13 protein-coding genes and 1 tRNA gene are annotated in these 14405 nt (G+C 67.1%); 7 read left to right on the top strand and 7 right to left on the bottom strand.

Going from position 1 to position 14405, the window contains the following annotated elements; all coding sequences use genetic code 11:
- Window positions 1-95: 95 nt before the first annotated feature.
- The 4 genes from AE618_RS15000 (at window position 96) to AE618_RS14985 (ending at window position 5021) form a co-directional block, all read left to right on the top strand.
- A complete protein-coding gene (locus AE618_RS15000) occupies window positions 96-1676 on the top strand; it encodes a D-alanyl-D-alanine carboxypeptidase family protein (protein ID WP_054209885.1) in 1581 nt (526 codons plus the stop codon).
- Window positions 1677-1686: 10 nt separating this feature from the next.
- Complete coding sequence (locus tag AE618_RS14995; RefSeq protein WP_156330291.1) at window positions 1687-2601, top strand: DMT family transporter; 915 nt, start codon at window positions 1687-1689, stop codon at window positions 2599-2601.
- A 5-nt stretch (window positions 2602-2606) separates the two neighbouring features.
- Complete coding sequence (locus AE618_RS14990) at window positions 2607-3743, top strand: CobW family GTP-binding protein (protein ID WP_054210086.1); 1137 nt, start codon at window positions 2607-2609, stop codon at window positions 3741-3743.
- 135 nt (window positions 3744-3878) lie between these two features.
- Window positions 3879-5021 (top strand): GNAT family N-acetyltransferase, encoded by a 1143-nt coding sequence (locus AE618_RS14985; protein ID WP_054209883.1) that lies wholly within the window; start codon window positions 3879-3881, stop codon window positions 5019-5021.
- Here the strand turns inward: AE618_RS14985 and AE618_RS14980 are convergent.
- On the bottom strand, window positions 4990-6606 hold the full coding sequence (locus tag AE618_RS14980; protein ID WP_054210085.1) for an AMP-binding protein: 1617 nt from the start codon (window positions 6604-6606) through the stop codon (window positions 4990-4992). The two genes, AE618_RS14985 and AE618_RS14980, sit on opposite strands and share 32 nt — an antisense overlap.
- Window positions 6607-6760: 154 nt before the next feature.
- On the opposite strand from AE618_RS14980, the gene AE618_RS28035 reads away from it, so the two are divergent.
- Complete coding sequence (locus tag AE618_RS28035) at window positions 6761-6922, top strand: hypothetical protein (protein ID WP_156330290.1); 162 nt, start codon at window positions 6761-6763, stop codon at window positions 6920-6922.
- A 14-nt stretch (window positions 6923-6936) separates the two neighbouring features.
- On the opposite strand, the gene AE618_RS14975 is transcribed toward AE618_RS28035, so the two are convergent.
- From AE618_RS14975 to AE618_RS14955, 5 genes are all read right to left on the bottom strand, one after another.
- Window positions 6937-8964, bottom strand: coding sequence for a protein meaA (locus AE618_RS14975; RefSeq protein WP_082365289.1), 2028 nt, complete (start codon window positions 8962-8964; stop codon window positions 6937-6939).
- A 107-nt stretch (window positions 8965-9071) separates the two neighbouring features.
- The gene (locus AE618_RS14970) at window positions 9072-9947 is read right to left on the bottom strand and encodes an aldose 1-epimerase family protein (protein ID WP_054209882.1); all 876 of its coding nucleotides are present in this window, start codon (window positions 9945-9947) and stop codon (window positions 9072-9074) included.
- Between the two features lie 8 nt (window positions 9948-9955).
- Window positions 9956-10456: a DUF1178 family protein gene (locus tag AE618_RS14965; RefSeq protein ID WP_054209881.1), complete on the bottom strand. Its 501-nt coding sequence runs from the start codon at window positions 10454-10456 to the stop codon at window positions 9956-9958.
- A 67-nt stretch (window positions 10457-10523) separates the two neighbouring features.
- Window positions 10524-10781 carry a glutaredoxin 3 gene (grxC, locus tag AE618_RS14960; RefSeq protein WP_054209880.1) on the bottom strand — a complete coding sequence of 86 codons (258 nt, stop codon included), beginning with the start codon at window positions 10779-10781 and terminating at the stop codon, window positions 10524-10526.
- Window positions 10782-10836: 55 nt separating this feature from the next.
- Window positions 10837-11601, bottom strand: coding sequence for a ComF family protein (locus AE618_RS14955; RefSeq protein WP_054210083.1), 765 nt, complete (start codon window positions 11599-11601; stop codon window positions 10837-10839).
- Between the two features lie 208 nt (window positions 11602-11809).
- On the opposite strand from AE618_RS14955, the gene AE618_RS14950 reads away from it, so the two are divergent.
- Entirely contained in the window at window positions 11810-12919 is a 1110-nt protein-coding gene (locus tag AE618_RS14950) for an alkene reductase (protein WP_054209879.1), read from the top strand.
- A gap of 206 nt (window positions 12920-13125) precedes the next feature.
- Window positions 13126-13200: transfer RNA gene (locus AE618_RS14945), tRNA-Glu, on the top strand.
- 100 nt (window positions 13201-13300) lie between these two features.
- Here the strand turns inward: AE618_RS14945 and AE618_RS14940 are convergent.
- The gene (locus AE618_RS14940) at window positions 13301-14305 is read right to left on the bottom strand and encodes a hypothetical protein (protein ID WP_156330289.1); all 1005 of its coding nucleotides are present in this window, start codon (window positions 14303-14305) and stop codon (window positions 13301-13303) included.
- Window positions 14306-14405: the final 100 nt, after the last annotated feature.

Raw genomic sequence — 14405 nt, 5'->3', positions numbered from 1 at the left:
GGCCGTCTCGAAAATGCCGCACGCGTCGCGTTGAACCCTCGCATCTGCAGTTCCTGCGCCTTCAACCCTCGTCAAGACAGGTTCAAGACCGCCCTATGATCGCATCCCGCCTCACCGCCGCCTTCGTCTTCGGGCTGGCCCTGATCGGCCCGGCCTCCGCCGGCACCAGCCTCGTGATCGATGCCGCCAGCGGCGCCGTGCTCTCTGCCGAGAATGCCAGCCAGCCCTGGCACCCGGCCTCGACGACGAAGATGATGACCGCCTATCTCGCGCTGAAGGCGGTGCGGGAAGGCCGGATCGGGTTGGAGACCGCGATCCCGGCCTCGAAACTGGCGGCGAGCCAGCCGCGCGTGAAGGTCTACATCAAGGCCGGGCAGGAGATCACGCTCGACAACGCGCTGCGCATCATGATGGTGAAGTCGGCCAACGACATCGCCTATGTCGTGGCCGAGGGCGTCGGCGGCGACGTGCCGACCTTCGTGTCGATGATGAACGCCGAGGCCGCCCGGCTCGGCATGAGCGACACGCATTTCGTCAATCCCAACGGGTGGCACCACCCGGACCAGCAGGTCAGCGCGCGTGATCTCGCCATCCTCGCCATGGCCCTGATGCGCGAGTTTCCCGATTACTCGGATTACTGGAACACGGCTTCGGTCCAGCTCGGCAAGCAGGTCATCAACAACACCAACGGGCTCGTCGGGCGTTATGCCGGCATCGGCGGCATGAAGACGGGTTTCGTCTGCGCCTCCGGCTTCAACGTCGTCGCCACCGCGACGCGTGGTGGACGGACGCTGATCGCCGTGGTGCTCGGCGCATTGTCTGGCACGGAGCGCACGATCAAGGCGGCGCAGTTGCTCGATGACGGCTTCAGCAAATGGGGCGGGGCCGGCTACACTGTTGCGTCGCTACCCTCGCAGGGCGGGCGCGCTTTCAGCGTCTGCGGCGATGTCCAGCGCAAGGGCGGCGGCGTGGCTCTGGCCGACGACGCCGACAGTTCGGGCGCGATCGCGGCCCAGGCGTCGAATATCGGCGGCAATGCCGACGATGGCGGCCGCTTCGCCACTGCGTCGGCTCCGAGCTATTCCAGCACCTCCGTGCTGACACGCTTGCCCTCCGGCCGCGTCTCGCTCGGCCCCCGCGCCGAGACGATACCGATTCCTGTCGCCTTCGGGCGCACGCCGGGCTCTGCCTCGGCACCGCTGGCAGCCAATGTCACGGGGGGCAACGACAGCCGTGTCGCACGCGGGGGCGCTCCCGTCATCGCGCCGTCGGCGCCTGTCGCCGCCGGATTGTTGGGCAACCAGACCGGCGGGCTCTTCGCCGATCGCGGCCGCACGGCCTCCCGAAATGGCGGGATTCCCAGCTCGACCACGGCCTTCGCGCCGACCGAGCCCGAGACGGCACAGCCGGCGGGCCAAGGCGGACCCTTGCGTCTGCAGGGTGCGGTCCAGCCGGGAGCCGCTTCTGCCGCGAGCCTGCGCCCCAGCGCGGCGGCGGGCATCAAGCCTGCGGCCCGTCCGCCGGCCAAGCCGCTGCTGGTGAAGCCCTCGCCCAAGGCGGAACCTGCGACGGCGGCCGTCAAGCCGGCACCGAACAAGCCCGCCCAGGCGGCGGCCAAGCCGTCGCCCGCCAAGCCGCAGGTCAAAACCAAGACCAAGCCGAACGACGACGCCTGAGCATCGGCCGTTGCCCCCCGTTTCCGGCGAGGCCGCGCAGCGGCGGGGCATGCTCCTGGCGCTGGCCTCGGCCTGCGCCTTCGGCACCAATATCGTCAGCGCGCAGATTGCCGGCCAGGCCGGGCTGAGCGGGCCAGTCCTCGTCTTCTACCGCGTGCTGATCATGCTGGCGCTGATCGGGCTGGCGGCGGCGGCGTTGCGCGCCTCGCTCGCCGTCTCTCGGGCGGAGCGGCCAGCCGTGCTGGTGTTCGGCGTTGCCACCGCGCTGGTCGGGGTGGCCTATCTGTCCTCCGTCTCCTTCGTTCCGGTCTCGGTCGCGGCTGTGATCTTTTACACCTTCCCGGTGGTGATCGTCGTGGCCGAGCCGCTGCTCACGCCGGCGCCTTTCAGGGCCGACCGGCTGGCGGTGGCGGTCATCGCCTTTCTCGGGATCGCGCTGGTCGTCGGGCCGGACTGGCGGGGGCTGGATCCGCGCGGTCTGGCGCTGGCGGCGCTGGCGAGCGTCAGCGCGGCGGTGCAGTTCTTCGCGGCGGCCGGCTGCGCCCGTGTCGCCACCGTCTCGAAGCTGTTCTGGTCGCATGTGGTGATCCTGCCGGTGACCGTCGCGATCCTGCTGCTGGTGGGCGGCTTTCTGCCGGTGACGGCCTTCGCGCTGGCCCCGATCGCCGTCGCGGTGACCTTCGGCGGCTACCTGATCGGTTTCGTGTTGCAGATCCTCGCACTGGCGCGCGTCGCGCCGGGGCCGGCTGGCCTCGCCTTCTGCGCCGAGCCGGTCTGCGCGGTGCTGATCGCGGCCGTGGTGCTCGGCGAGAGGCTGGGACCGCTGCAATATGCGGGATGCGCCCTTGTCGTCGCGGCGCTGGTGGTTAATGTAACATTAGAACATATACGGCGCACACCGGCGCCGACCCGACGCAGAGCGTGACGACCATGACGAGCCCGCAGAGCCGGCCGGAGCCGCTCCCCCTGACGCTGCTGACCGGCTTCCTCGGTGCCGGCAAGACGACGCTGCTGAACCGGCTGCTGAAGGATCCGGCGCTCGCGCAGACCGTGGTCATCGTCAATGAATTCGGCGAGGTCGGTCTCGACCATGTCCTGATGCAGGGCCTGGAGGACGGCATGATCCTGCTGGAATCAGGCTGCCTGTGCTGCACGATCCGCGACGATCTCATCGTCACGCTCGAGGATCTGCTGCGCCGGCGCGACAATGGCCGGATCAGCCCGTTCAGCCGCGTGGTGATCGAGACCACCGGCCTCGCCGATCCGGCGCCGATCCTCAACGTGCTGATCAACCACCCCTATCTGGCGATGCGCTTCCGGCTCGACGGCGTGGTGACGCTGGTCGATGCGGTCAACGCCATGGCGACGCTCGATGCGCATGAGGAGGCACGCAAGCAGGTCGTGGCGGCGGATCGTCTCGTGTTGACGAAATCCGATCTCGTTTCGAGCTTCGCCGAGCTGGCCCCGCTGCGGCAGCGGCTGGCGCTCCTCAATCCGGGCGTCGCGCTGCTCGGTCCCGAAGCTGCGGCAAGCTCGTTGTTTGGTGCGGGGCTCTACGATCTGGCACAGCGCCCGAGCGAGATCGGGCAATGGCTGGCGCGCGAGACCCTACCGGGCGGCGGTCACGCGCATCACAGCCATAATGATCACCATCATAGCCATGACCATGGACACCACCACGACCACGGGCATCACGACCACGCCCATCATGACGTCAACCGCCATGATGCCAGCATCCGCGCCTTCGCCCTGACGGCGGAGGTGCCGATCCAGCAGGCGACGGTCGATCTGTTCTGGACGCTGCTGCGCTCGGTCCATGGACCCAAGCTGTTGCGCCTGAAAGGGCTGGTGCAGGTCGCGGACCATCCAGACCGGCCGCTGCTGCTGCATGCCGTGCAGCAGATCCTGCATCCGCCGGTTGTCCTCGACGCCTGGCCGGATGCCGACCGGCGCTCGCGCCTCGTGCTGATCGTCAAGGATATCGACGAGGCCGTCGTGCAAAAGCTCTGGGCGGCCTTTCTGGGACAGGCGCAGGGTCGCACTGGCCTGGAGACCGCTACCGCCTGAGACCAGCAGCGCTGGCCCTGTTTTTGAAGCTTCCCCTGCAATCGACTGACGGGTGTGTCGCGGCTCGCCAATTTGGCACAGCCTCGCGCCAGATCGGTCCAGCGCAGCGGTGGGCAGGGTCGGATGAACCAGATCATGGCTTTGAAGGGCGCTCCATCCGGCAGCGCCGGCGGTGCAGCGCTCGATGTCGGCTACGCGCCGACGCAGCAGTCCACGGGCGCGATCACGATCGAGGTCCGGACGCTTGCGGGCTGCACCGACATCGCCGACGCCTGGAGCCAGCTCGCTGCGCACGCGCTGGAGCCGAACCCATTCTTCGAGCCGGGCTTCGCGCTGGCAGCCGTGCAGCACCTCGTCGCCTTCCGCGACGTTGTCGCGATCCTGGCCTGGCAGGGCGGCGCGCGCGACGGGCAGAGGCGGCTCGTCGGGTTGATCCCCTGCTTTCCGCGACAGGGGCTCTTCGTGCCGGACGCGCTGATCGGCTTCTCGGACCGGCGCATCTTCAACGGCGCGCCGCTGCTCGACCGGCAGCAGGCGCAGGCGGTCATCGCAGCCGTGCTCGATCCCAGTCGCCAGCGGCTGATCGAAGGCCGCGGGCTGGTGCTGCGCCATGTCGATCTCGCCGGTCTGCTGGTGTCCAGTTTGCGTCAGGAGACGCAGCGGGACGGTCTCACCGTCAGCGTGCGCCCGGTCTTGTCGGCCATGGGCGCTGTCGCGCCGGCGGATTCGGTCGAGACCTTGCGCGAGGCGCTGGCGCTGAAAGGCGAACTGACACTGGTCGAGAGCCGGACGCAGTCGGGATTGCGCGATGCCGTCGAGATCATCCTGGCGATGGAGGCGTCCGGCCCTCGTGCGCAGGCAGGGGCGGCGACGCTTCAGGATACGCGCGAGGTCGGCTTCCTGCGGGCTATGACGCGCGGCTTGAGCCGGGTGCGGCAATGCCGCGTCGCGCTGCTGATGCTCGACGGGCAGCCGATCGCGGGCGCGATCGTGCTCGGCCGGGGGCCGCGCGGCTGGCTTTATCTCGGCGCGCAGGAGCAGGCCCATGCGGCACTCGCGCCGAAACGCATCCTGCTCGCGATGATGCGGCGGGCGGCGCCGTCTCGGACGATCCTGCTGCCGGGCGGGCTGGCCGCCAGCGGGACGGATGCGGTCTCGCTCGGCGATCTGCATCTCTCGCATGGGACCGCGCGAAAGCCTCGCGATCTCGCCGGCCGCGCTCGAGCAGCGCTGCGCCGGTCTCTGTTCAGGCTTCCGCGCGCAGGAGCCGCCGGATGATCTTGCCGGTGGTCGTCAGCGGCAGCTCCTCGCGAAACGCGATTTCGCGCGGATATTCATGCGCCGAAAGCCGCCGCCGCACGAAGGCCTGAAGCTCGGCGGCGAGCGCGGGTGTGGCGGCGTGGCCGGGTTTCAGCACGACGAAGGCCTTGACGATCTCGGTGCGTAAGCGGTCCGGCTTGCCGACGACGGCAGCCAGCGAAACCACCTCGTGCCGCAGCAGGCAATCCTCGATCTCGCCCGGCCCGATGCGATAGCCCGAGGAGGTGATAACGTCATCGTCGCGGCCGACGAAGCGAACATAGCCGTCTTCGTCCTGCACCGCCTGGTCGCCGGTCTTCATCCAGTCGCCGATGAACTTGTCGGCCGTCGCTTGCGGGTTGTTCCAATAGCCGAGGAACATCACCGGATCGGGCCGGCGAACGGCGATCTCGCCCTCCTCGCCGACGGCGCAGACGGAGCCGTCCGGCCGGACGACCGCGACCTCGTGGCCGGGAACCGCCTTGCCGATGAAGCCCGGCCGGCTGACGCCGATCCGCGCGCAGGAGGCGAGCACGAGATTGCACTCGGTCTGGCCATAGGCCTCGTTGATGGTGAGGCCCAGCGCCTCGCGGCCCCAGGCCAGCGTCTCGGCACCCAGCGCCTCGCCCGCGGCAGCGACGGTGCGCAGGTCGAAGGAAAAGCGCTCGCGCGGGCGCTCGACGCTGCGCAGCATGCGCAAGGCGGTCGGCGGCACGAAGGCGTTGCGGATGCCCAGATCGGCGATCAGGCGAAAGGCCTCCTCCGGCTCGAAGCGCGTCACCGGCCGTGCCACCACCGCGACGCCGAAATGCAGCGCCGGCAGCAGCATGTTGAGCAAGCCGCCGGCCCAGGCCCAGTCGGCCGGCGTCCAGGCGAGATCGCCCGGCTGCGGCATGAATTCATGCGGCATCTGCACACCCGGCAGATGGCCGGGCAGGACGCGGTGGCCGTGCAGCGCGCCCTTGGGATTTCCGGTCGTGCCGGAGGTGTAGATCATCAGCGCGGGATCGTCGGGGCTGGTATCGACGGCGGTGAAATCGGGGCTCGCCTCGGCGAGCAGCGCGTCCCAGCCGAGCCCATCGCGGTCGGCGCCATCGGTCGAGATCAGAATCCTGAGCTTCGGCAAGGGCTCGGCGATCTCGCGGGTCTTGGCGAGGCCGGCGGCGTCGGTGATCAGCACGCCTGCGCCGCAATCGCCCAGCCGATAGGCCAGCGCATCGACCCCGAACAGGGCCGCCAGCGGCACCGCGATGGCGCCGAGCTTGTAGGCCGCGAGATGGGCGGTGAGCACGCAGCGCCCCTGCGGCAGCAGGATGGCGATGCGATCGCCGCGCGCGACGCCGCGAGCACGCAACGCATTCGCGAGGCGGTTCGAGGCTTCGCGCAGATGCCCGAAGCTGACCGGGGAGACCTGCCAGTCGCGGGAAACCTCGACGATCGCGGTGCGGTCCGGGTCGAGCGCGGCCCAGCGGTCGCAGACGTCACCGGCGATGTTGTAGCGCGGTGGAATCTGCCAGCGGAAGGCGCGGCGGAGCGCCTGATGATCACGAAGCTCGGGAAGGATCACATCGATGGTCCGGAGGAAGGCGATGAGATAGTCCGGCCGCGCGGCTCTGTCACCATGACGTTGCGCGAGCCGGCTCTCGCCAGCGAGATGGCGTCGTGGCAGGCTGCGAGGCGTGGAGGGGCCGGAATGACCGGCGAAACAGGACCGATCAATGCAGGATGTCGCTGCATTCCTCGCCATCATGGCGATTCCGCTGATCTTCGTCATCGCCATGGTGAGGCGCGCTGCGCGGACGGGCGAGACTTCGACAAGCGACGATGGCGGCGGCGGCTGGTTCTCGCAGGACGGCGACGGCGACGGCGGAGGTGATTGAGCAATCCGGCACGGTCAGGGCCGCCCCTTCGCAGCCAGCCCGGCGACGTCGGCGATGATGCCGTCCAGCTCGAAGTTCTTCGGGGTGTAGACGGCGGCGACGCCCATGTTGCGCAGCGCGTTCTCGTCGTCGGGCGGGATGATGCCGCCGACGACGACCGGCACATCCATCCCGGCGACACGCAGGCGCGCGGTGACGTCGCGCACCAGCGGCAGATGCGAGCCGGACAGGATCGACAGGCCGATGATGTCGGCTTTCGTCTCCTGCGCCTGGGCCACGATCTCCTCGGGTGTCTGGCGGATGCCGCCATAGCTGACCGCCATGCCGGCATCGCGGGCGCGCACCGCGATCTGTTCGGCGCCGTTTGAATGGCCGTCGAGGCCAGGCTTGCCGACGAGGAAGCGCGGCGTGCGGCCGAGCTTTTCGGTGGCGCGGGCGACGGCTGCCTTGACCGTGGCGAGGTCGGCATTGTCGCCGAGCTTGCTGGTGTCGACGCCGGTCGGGGCGCGGTATTCGCCGAAGATCTCGCGCAGGGTTTGCGCCCATTCGCCGGTGGTGACGCCGGCCTTGGCGCAGGCGATCGAAGCCGGCATGACGTTGCGGGCTTCCCTGGCAGCCAAGGCGAGTTCGGCGAGCGCGCCCTCGCAGGCCTTGGTGTCGCGCGCCGAGCGCCAGGCTTTGAGCCGACTGACCGCTTCAAGCTCGACGGAATCCGGCACGGTGACGACGTTGCCTTCGCCAGCGGAGAGCGGGGAGGGCTCGCTGCTGGTGAACTTGTTGACGCCGATGACGATCTGCTCGCCGCGCTCGATCGCCTCGATCCGGCGCGCGCCGTTCTCGACCAGGGCCTGCTTCATGTAGCCGGTCTCGATGGCGGCCAGCGCGCCGCCCATGTCGTCGATCTTGGCCAGTTCCTCCAGCGCGGCCGCCTTGAGGTCGGCGACCTTGGCGTCGATCACGGTCGAGCCGTCGAAGATATCGCCGAATTCGAGCAGATCGGTCTCATAGGCCAGCACCTGCTGCATGCGCAGCGACCATTGCTGGTCGAAGGGGCGCGGCAGGCCGAGCGCCTCGTTCCAAGCGGGAAGCTGCACGGCCCGCGCGCGGGCCTTCTTCGAGAGGGTCACCGCCAGCATCTCGATCAGGATGCGGTAGACGTTGTTTTCGGGCTGCGGCTCGGTGAGGCCCAGTGAATTCACCTGCACGCCATAGCGGAAGCGGCGCATTTGTTCGTCGGTAACGCCATACCTACCTAATGTGATCTCGTCCCAGAGTTCGACGAATGCCCGCATCTTGCAGAGCTCGGTGACGAAGCGCATCCCGGCATTGACGAAGAAGGAGATGCGGCCGACCACCTCGGGGAACTGCTGCGCCGAGACTTCGGGCCGGGCGCGGATCGAATCCAGCAGCGCGATGGCGGTTGCGAGCGCGAAGGACAGCTCCTGCACCGGCGAGGCGCCGGCCTCCTGAAGATGGTAGGAACAGACGTTGGTGGGGTTCCATTTCGGCAGTTCGCGCGCCGTGAACACGACGATGTCGGTGGTCAGCGCCATCGAGGGGCGCGGCGGGAAGACATAGGTGCCGCGGGACAGGTATTCCTTGACGAGATCGTTCTGCGTCGTGCCCTGGAGCGCCTTGCGGTCGGCGCCCTGCTCGTCGGCCACCGCGATGTAGAGCGAGAGCAGCCAGGCCGCCGTCGCGTTGATCGTCATCGAGGTGTTCATCTGGGCGAGCGGGATGTCGGCGAAGAGCGCCCGCATGTCGCCGAGATGGCTGATGGGCACGCCGACCTTGCCGACTTCGCCGCGCGCCAGGACATGGTCGGGGTCGTAGCCGGTCTGGGTGGGCAGGTCGAAGGCGACAGAGAGGCCGGTCTGCCCCTTGGCGAGGTTGTTGCGGTAGAGCTTGTTGGATTCCGCCGCGTCGGAATGGCCGGCATAGGTGCGGAAGATCCAGGGTTTGTCGCGCGAGGCCGGTTTGTCGCGCGGCGTGGCCTGTTCGCGTGGCGCGGGAGTGCTGCCAACAGTGTCGCTCGCGTTCATGCCGTTCCACCCTCTTTTCAGAGCAATCTCAATGTTGCACTGCGGCGAGAATAACGCCAGAGGGGCGGCCAAGTCGCTTGAGACCTTCGGATGAGCGCTCGGCGGCCTCAACTGGGCTTGGGTACGCCGAATGTCAGCGTCATCGGCAGTTCAGTGGCGGCTCCCGGTGCGAGCAGGATCACGCCTGCGCGCTTGTCGAGCGGCTCGTCGGGGTCCGATGGCGAGGGCAGGCCGTGCCAGGGCTCGATGCAGATGTAGGGGCCGTTCGGCTTGGTCCAGATGCCGAGATGGGGCATGCCGGGGAAATCGACCGCCACGCCCGGCCATCCGTCCGCGCCGTACCAGAGGTGGTGGCCGGCGCCTTCGGCGATGATCAGCGCATCATCGACGAAGAGCGCATGGTCGAGCGTCAGCACGCCATCTTCGAAGACTGACGCGTGGCTTTGGGGCGCGCGCTGGCCATCGGCGCTGAGACGCAGATGCCGGGGGCTCGCGCCATTGCCGAGGTGGATGCGATGCGGCAAGCCATCGGCGCCCGGCAGCGGCCAGAGGACGGCCGGGTGATAGCCGAAGCAGAAGGGCATCGGCACAGTGCCGGTGTTGGCGATGCGAGCGGTCAGGGTCAGAGCCGGCCCGTCCAGCCGGTAGGTCATGTCGAGCGCGAAGGCGAAGGGATAGGCCTGCCTTGTCTCGTCGTTGTCCGTGAGCCGCAGCGTGCAGGCGGCGTCGTCCTGCGTCACGAGCTGGAACGGGCTGGTGCGGGCGACGCCGTGGCTCTTGATCGGATAGCGCTTGCCGTCGATCAGCACCTTTCCATCGGGGTGCTTGCCGATCACCGGGAAGAGCAGCGGCGAGCGCCCGGCCCAGATCGCCGGGTTGCCGTTCCAGAGCCAGTCCTGGCCTTGCGCATCGGTGACGGATTGCAGTTCGGCGCCCAACTCGGCGATCGTGATCGTCAGGGCGTCGCCGCGCAGCTGGATCATGATCGCTCCTAGTTCCCCGTGCCGGGCAGGCGCGGCAGCGGCAGGAACTCGACGCCCTCCTCGTGCAGCATCCGGGCATCCTCGAGCGAGGCCTCGCCGTAGATCGGGCGGCTGTCGCTTTCGCCGTGATGGATCTTCAGCGCCTCGTCGGCGAAGCGCGGGCCTACATGCTCGGCATGGGCCGTGACATGGGCGTGAAGCGCGGTCACCATTTCGCGGAAGGCGATTTCCTTCTCGCCGATCAGAGCGACGGGGGCAGCCCCTGCAACAGCCTGGGCCGGCTCGGCCGAGACGGGCTGCGCCTCGATCTGCATGTCGCCGCGAGCCTGTTTGCGACCGCGATCGGTGCGCGCGACATTGGGCGCCATGATCGCGCGCTCGACCTTGATGCTGTTGCAGACCGGGCAGGAGACGAAGCCGCGTTTCGCCTGGTCCTCGAAGCTGGCCGATGTCGAGAACCAGCTTTCGAAGTCGTGACCATTGTCGCAGATGAGGGCGTAGCGGATCATGTCATGCCAGCCGGCGCGGCGCCGTTCCAGACGCAGCGGCCGTCGGGATGCGCATATCGGGAAGCGTTCAAGCGGCGAGCAGCTTGTCGAGCTCGCCACGGGCGTCGAGCGCGTGGATGTCGTCGGAGCCGCCGACATGCTTCTCGCCGATGAAGATCTGCGGCACCGAGGTTCGCCCTCCGGCGCGTGCCGTCATCGCCTGCCGGAGTTCGGGCTTGCCGTCGACGTCGATCTCGTCGAAGGCGACGCCCTTTTTCGTCAGCAGCGACTTCGCAGCCTTGCAATAGGGGCACCAGGAGGTGGTGTAGATCGTGACGGCGGGCATCGGGGCATCCAGAGATGTTGCGCTGCCACCAATGTAGTGTCTCGTCATCCGTTCGTCACGACCCGTCGGTCACGACGCGCGCAAAGGTGAGAATGTCGACCGCGCTGGCGCCCGCCCGCAGCAGGGCGCGCGCGGCGGCATTGGCCGTCGAGCCGGTGGTCAGGACGTCGTCGACCAGCAGGATGCGACGGCCCTCAACCTGCGCCCTCGCTTCAGGGTGAACCTTGAAGGCGCCCTGCAGATTATCGGCGCGCTGGGCTCGCGTCAGCCCGACCTGCTGGTGCGTGCGCTTGACCCGTGACAGCGCCATCGGTGCGAGCGGGACGCGCGCTTGCCGCGCCACGACCTGCGCCAGCACGGCCGCCTGGTTGAAGCGCCGGCTCCAGAGCCGCGTGCGATGCAGCGGCACGGGGACGATCAGGCCGGCGTCGCAGGTGAGGTCCCGCCCTGCCTGCGCCATCATGCGGCCGAGCGTCGAGGCGAGATCGGTGCGGTCGCCGTATTTCAGGCGGTGGACCAGTTCGCGCGCCGTGCCGTCGAAGCGGCAGACGGCCCGCGCCCTCGCGAAGACCGGCGGATCGGCGATCGCCGCGGGCGAGACCAGCCCCTCGCCGAGATCGACGGCGAAGGGCGTGCCGAGCCTTTCGCAATAGGGCCGCTCGATGAAGCCGATGCCGCTCCAGCAGGCCGGGCAGAGCGCCTGCGCCTCCCCGGTCGCGGCCTGGCAGGCGATGCAGGAGGGCGGGTAGACGATGCCGACGGCGCCGTTCCAGCCGAGGCGCAGCATCATGGCGGCCTGCCGGACGGCACGCGATGGCATCCGCAGGGAGAATTTTCGTCTCTCCGGCTCGGCCTCCTCGACATGCGTCATCTGTCGGTGCTCCTCCGGAGGGAACAGTGAACTTCTTGCGGCAGGCGATCAACGCCGCCCCTGTCATGTTGCAGTGCAGTACCTATCTTGGCATCGACGGCTGCATGAGGCCGCCTTTCGACCACCGTCCGGTCTTACCGTCCGAAGGACAATCCCGATGAGCTCTTCCAGCGAATCCGTTCCGGCGCTTTTCACGCCGTTCCAGATCGGCGACATCGCCGTCAGCAATCGCGTCTTCATGGCGCCGCTGACGCGCAACCGCGCCACCCACGGCAATGATGCGCCCAACGCGCTCAATGTCGAGTATTATCGCCAGCGTGCCGGCGCCGGGCTGATCATCACCGAGGCCACGCAGATCTCGCAGCAGGGCCAGGGCTATGTCTGGACGCCCGGCATGTATACCGCCGAGCAGGTCGAGGGCTGGAAGGAGGTCACCGACGCGGTGCATCAGGCCGGCGGCAAGATCGTTGCGCAGCTCTGGCATGTCGGCCGCATCAGCCATGTCTCGCTGCAGCCGGGCGGGCAGGCTCCGGTCGCGCCGTCTGCGATCCCGGCCAAGGGCAAGACCTATATCGAGAGCGGCTTCGCCGACGTCTCGCCGCCGCGCGCGCTGCGGCTCGACGAACTGCCCGGCATCGTCGCCGACTATGTGAAGGCGGCCGAGAACGCCAAGGCTGCCGGCTTCGACGGCATCGAGATCCACGCTGCCAATGGCTATCTGCTGGACCAGTTCCTGCGCGACGGCACCAACACGCGCGAGGACGCCTATGGCGGCTCGATCGAGAACCGCGTGCGGCTGACGCTGGAGGTGGTCGATGCGGTGACGAAGGTGTTCGGCAAGGGCCGCGTCGGCATCCGCATCTCCCCGGTGACGCCGGCCAACGACGCCAGCGACAGCAACCCGCAGCCGCTGTTCAACCATCTCGTCGCCAAACTGGACGAGGCCGGCATCGCCTTCATCCATGTCGTCGAGGGCGCGACCGGCGGGCCGCGCGATATCCTGCCCTTCGACTACGATGCGCTGCGCAAGGCCTTCAAGGGCGCCTATATCGCCAATAACGGCTATGACCGGGCGATGGCGATCGACGCCGTCGCAAGCGGCCGCGCCGATGCGGTGGCGTTCGGCAAGCTGTTCATCGCCAATCCCGACCTGGTCGAGCGCCTGAGGGTTGACGCAGCCCTGAACGCGCCCGAGCCGTCGCTGTTCTATGGCGGCGACGAGAAGGGCTACACCGACTATCCCGCGCTTGCCGACAAGGCCGCCTGAGGCGGAACGCCCAGCGCCTCGATCCGGGGGCGCCGATAGTGCCGGAAAGGGCGCGCCCTGTGCGCGCCCTTTTGAATTTTATGGACTCGCTGCAAAAACAGTTGCGGGCCGGTCGAAGCCCGATTAAACAGCAGCCCTCGACCAGCGCTCGCAAGGCGTTGGCCGGGTATCCTGCCGTTTGGAGCGCCTGGCGCGAAACGGTCTATGCTCCATTCGTCTATCGGTTAGGACGCTGGCCTCTCACGCCGGAAAGAGCGGTTCGATTCCGCTATGGAGCGCCATACATGTGGCAGCCACGAAGACAGTGGGTCTAGGATACGGGTCGCTAAAATTTCGCGGCGAGTTCCAGAACGTTCTTGTGTATGGAACTTTGGTGCCCCCTCAGATCATCGCGCGACCGCCGGTTTGCCGAGCCATGTTGAGCATGGCGTTACCAACTTCATTGAGGGTTAGGCTACGCTTCAATTCATAGACAAGATCGCCGCTTCGTGTCGTCAAATGCCGGACGTCATTTAGACTACCCCAAAGGTCTCCGTTGCCCTTCTTGAGCAAATAATGAAGCTGATCAATGCTCAGCCACCAAGTCGACATCGCAAAATTGAACAGTTCTCGATCTGCTGCGCCGGGTGATTCTGTAATTAATTTCAGATTTTTGTCTAGTTTATAAAGACGCTTGTTAAAGGCTTTCGCAACGTCTTGTCCCTCGGGCACATCAATGGAAATCTGCGCGCCGGCCATGGCCTCTATGAACGCGATCGTAAAATCGCGATTCTGTAGCGAACCGTGATCGAAGAGGCTAATGCCAATCTTTTCGATGGCGCGTCCCTTCAGTTCCAGAACTTCCCCTCCGACGAACCTGATCTCTCCTTTGGTTCGCAATTCGGCTTCGTGACCAGCTAGCTGCTGCACGAGCTTTAGGAAGCTACCTTCAATATCGCGGAGTGCCGAAAGCGTCGCGCCGCGCCGTGCGTCGTTTGTAAGGGGCTTTTTAGTGCATTCAATAAGCAAGATTCGGTCAACCGTCTCGATAGCCAAATCGACCTCTGGTCCCTGATCTTTCGGGTATCCCGTATAGCGACCATTTATGATGCTGGGGCGGATGCCGAACTGTTCGAGAAGCGATATGGTCAATCTTTCGAGCGCGCTGCCCATCTTGTTCTCAATATCGACATCTCCTGCCGCGCGCATGACCGTGTAGAGGCGTTCACAAAACGCTCGAGCGGCAACCCCGCTGGGGTGAACAAAGAAGCCTTTGTCTTTCGTTCGAATGATGGGTGCCTGCGTGCTGGTTCTTGCCGAGGTATCGACCGGAGTCCGGTAGTGGTGGTTGAGGCGACCCGAGTCCTGACTTAGGAGCTCTGACCTGCCACTGAGTTTTTCCTCCACGCGGAGTTAGAGTCCGGCCCTGATGAGGACGGACTGATGAAGCGAGCAAGATTCACGGAAGAGCAGATCATTGCGGTGCTGAAGGAGCACGAGGCTGGGG

Origin of the sequence: Allobosea vaviloviae, from assembly GCF_001298265.1 — a bacterium.
GTDB classification, from domain to species: Bacteria; Pseudomonadota; Alphaproteobacteria; order Rhizobiales; family Beijerinckiaceae; genus Allobosea; species Allobosea vaviloviae_B.
This window is presented reverse-complemented; position numbering and strand designations above follow the sequence as displayed.

What these genes read in the sequence shown, in the direction of transcription:
- AE618_RS15000 (WP_054209885.1), top strand. Translation starts at nt 96, where the DNA reads ATGATCGCATCCCGCCTCACCGCCGCCTTCGTCTTCGGGCTGGCCCTG.
- AE618_RS14990 (WP_054210086.1), top strand. Translation starts at nt 2,607, where the DNA reads ATGACGAGCCCGCAGAGCCGGCCGGAGCCGCTCCCCCTGACGCTGCTG.
- AE618_RS14985 (WP_054209883.1), top strand. Translation starts at nt 3,879, where the DNA reads ATGGCTTTGAAGGGCGCTCCATCCGGCAGCGCCGGCGGTGCAGCGCTC.
- AE618_RS28035 (WP_156330290.1), top strand. Translation starts at nt 6,761, where the DNA reads ATGCAGGATGTCGCTGCATTCCTCGCCATCATGGCGATTCCGCTGATC.
- AE618_RS14975 (WP_082365289.1), bottom strand. Translation starts at nt 8,964, where the DNA reads ATGAACGCGAGCGACACTGTTGGCAGCACTCCCGCGCCACGCGAACAG.
- AE618_RS14970 (WP_054209882.1), bottom strand. Translation starts at nt 9,947, where the DNA reads ATGATCCAGCTGCGCGGCGACGCCCTGACGATCACGATCGCCGAGTTG.
- AE618_RS14965 (WP_054209881.1), bottom strand. Translation starts at nt 10,456, where the DNA reads ATGATCCGCTACGCCCTCATCTGCGACAATGGTCACGACTTCGAAAGC.
- grxC (WP_054209880.1), bottom strand. Translation starts at nt 10,781, where the DNA reads ATGCCCGCCGTCACGATCTACACCACCTCCTGGTGCCCCTATTGCAAG.
- AE618_RS14955 (WP_054210083.1), bottom strand. Translation starts at nt 11,601, where the DNA reads ATGCCATCGCGTGCCGTCCGGCAGGCCGCCATGATGCTGCGCCTCGGC.
- AE618_RS14950 (WP_054209879.1), top strand. Translation starts at nt 11,810, where the DNA reads ATGAGCTCTTCCAGCGAATCCGTTCCGGCGCTTTTCACGCCGTTCCAG.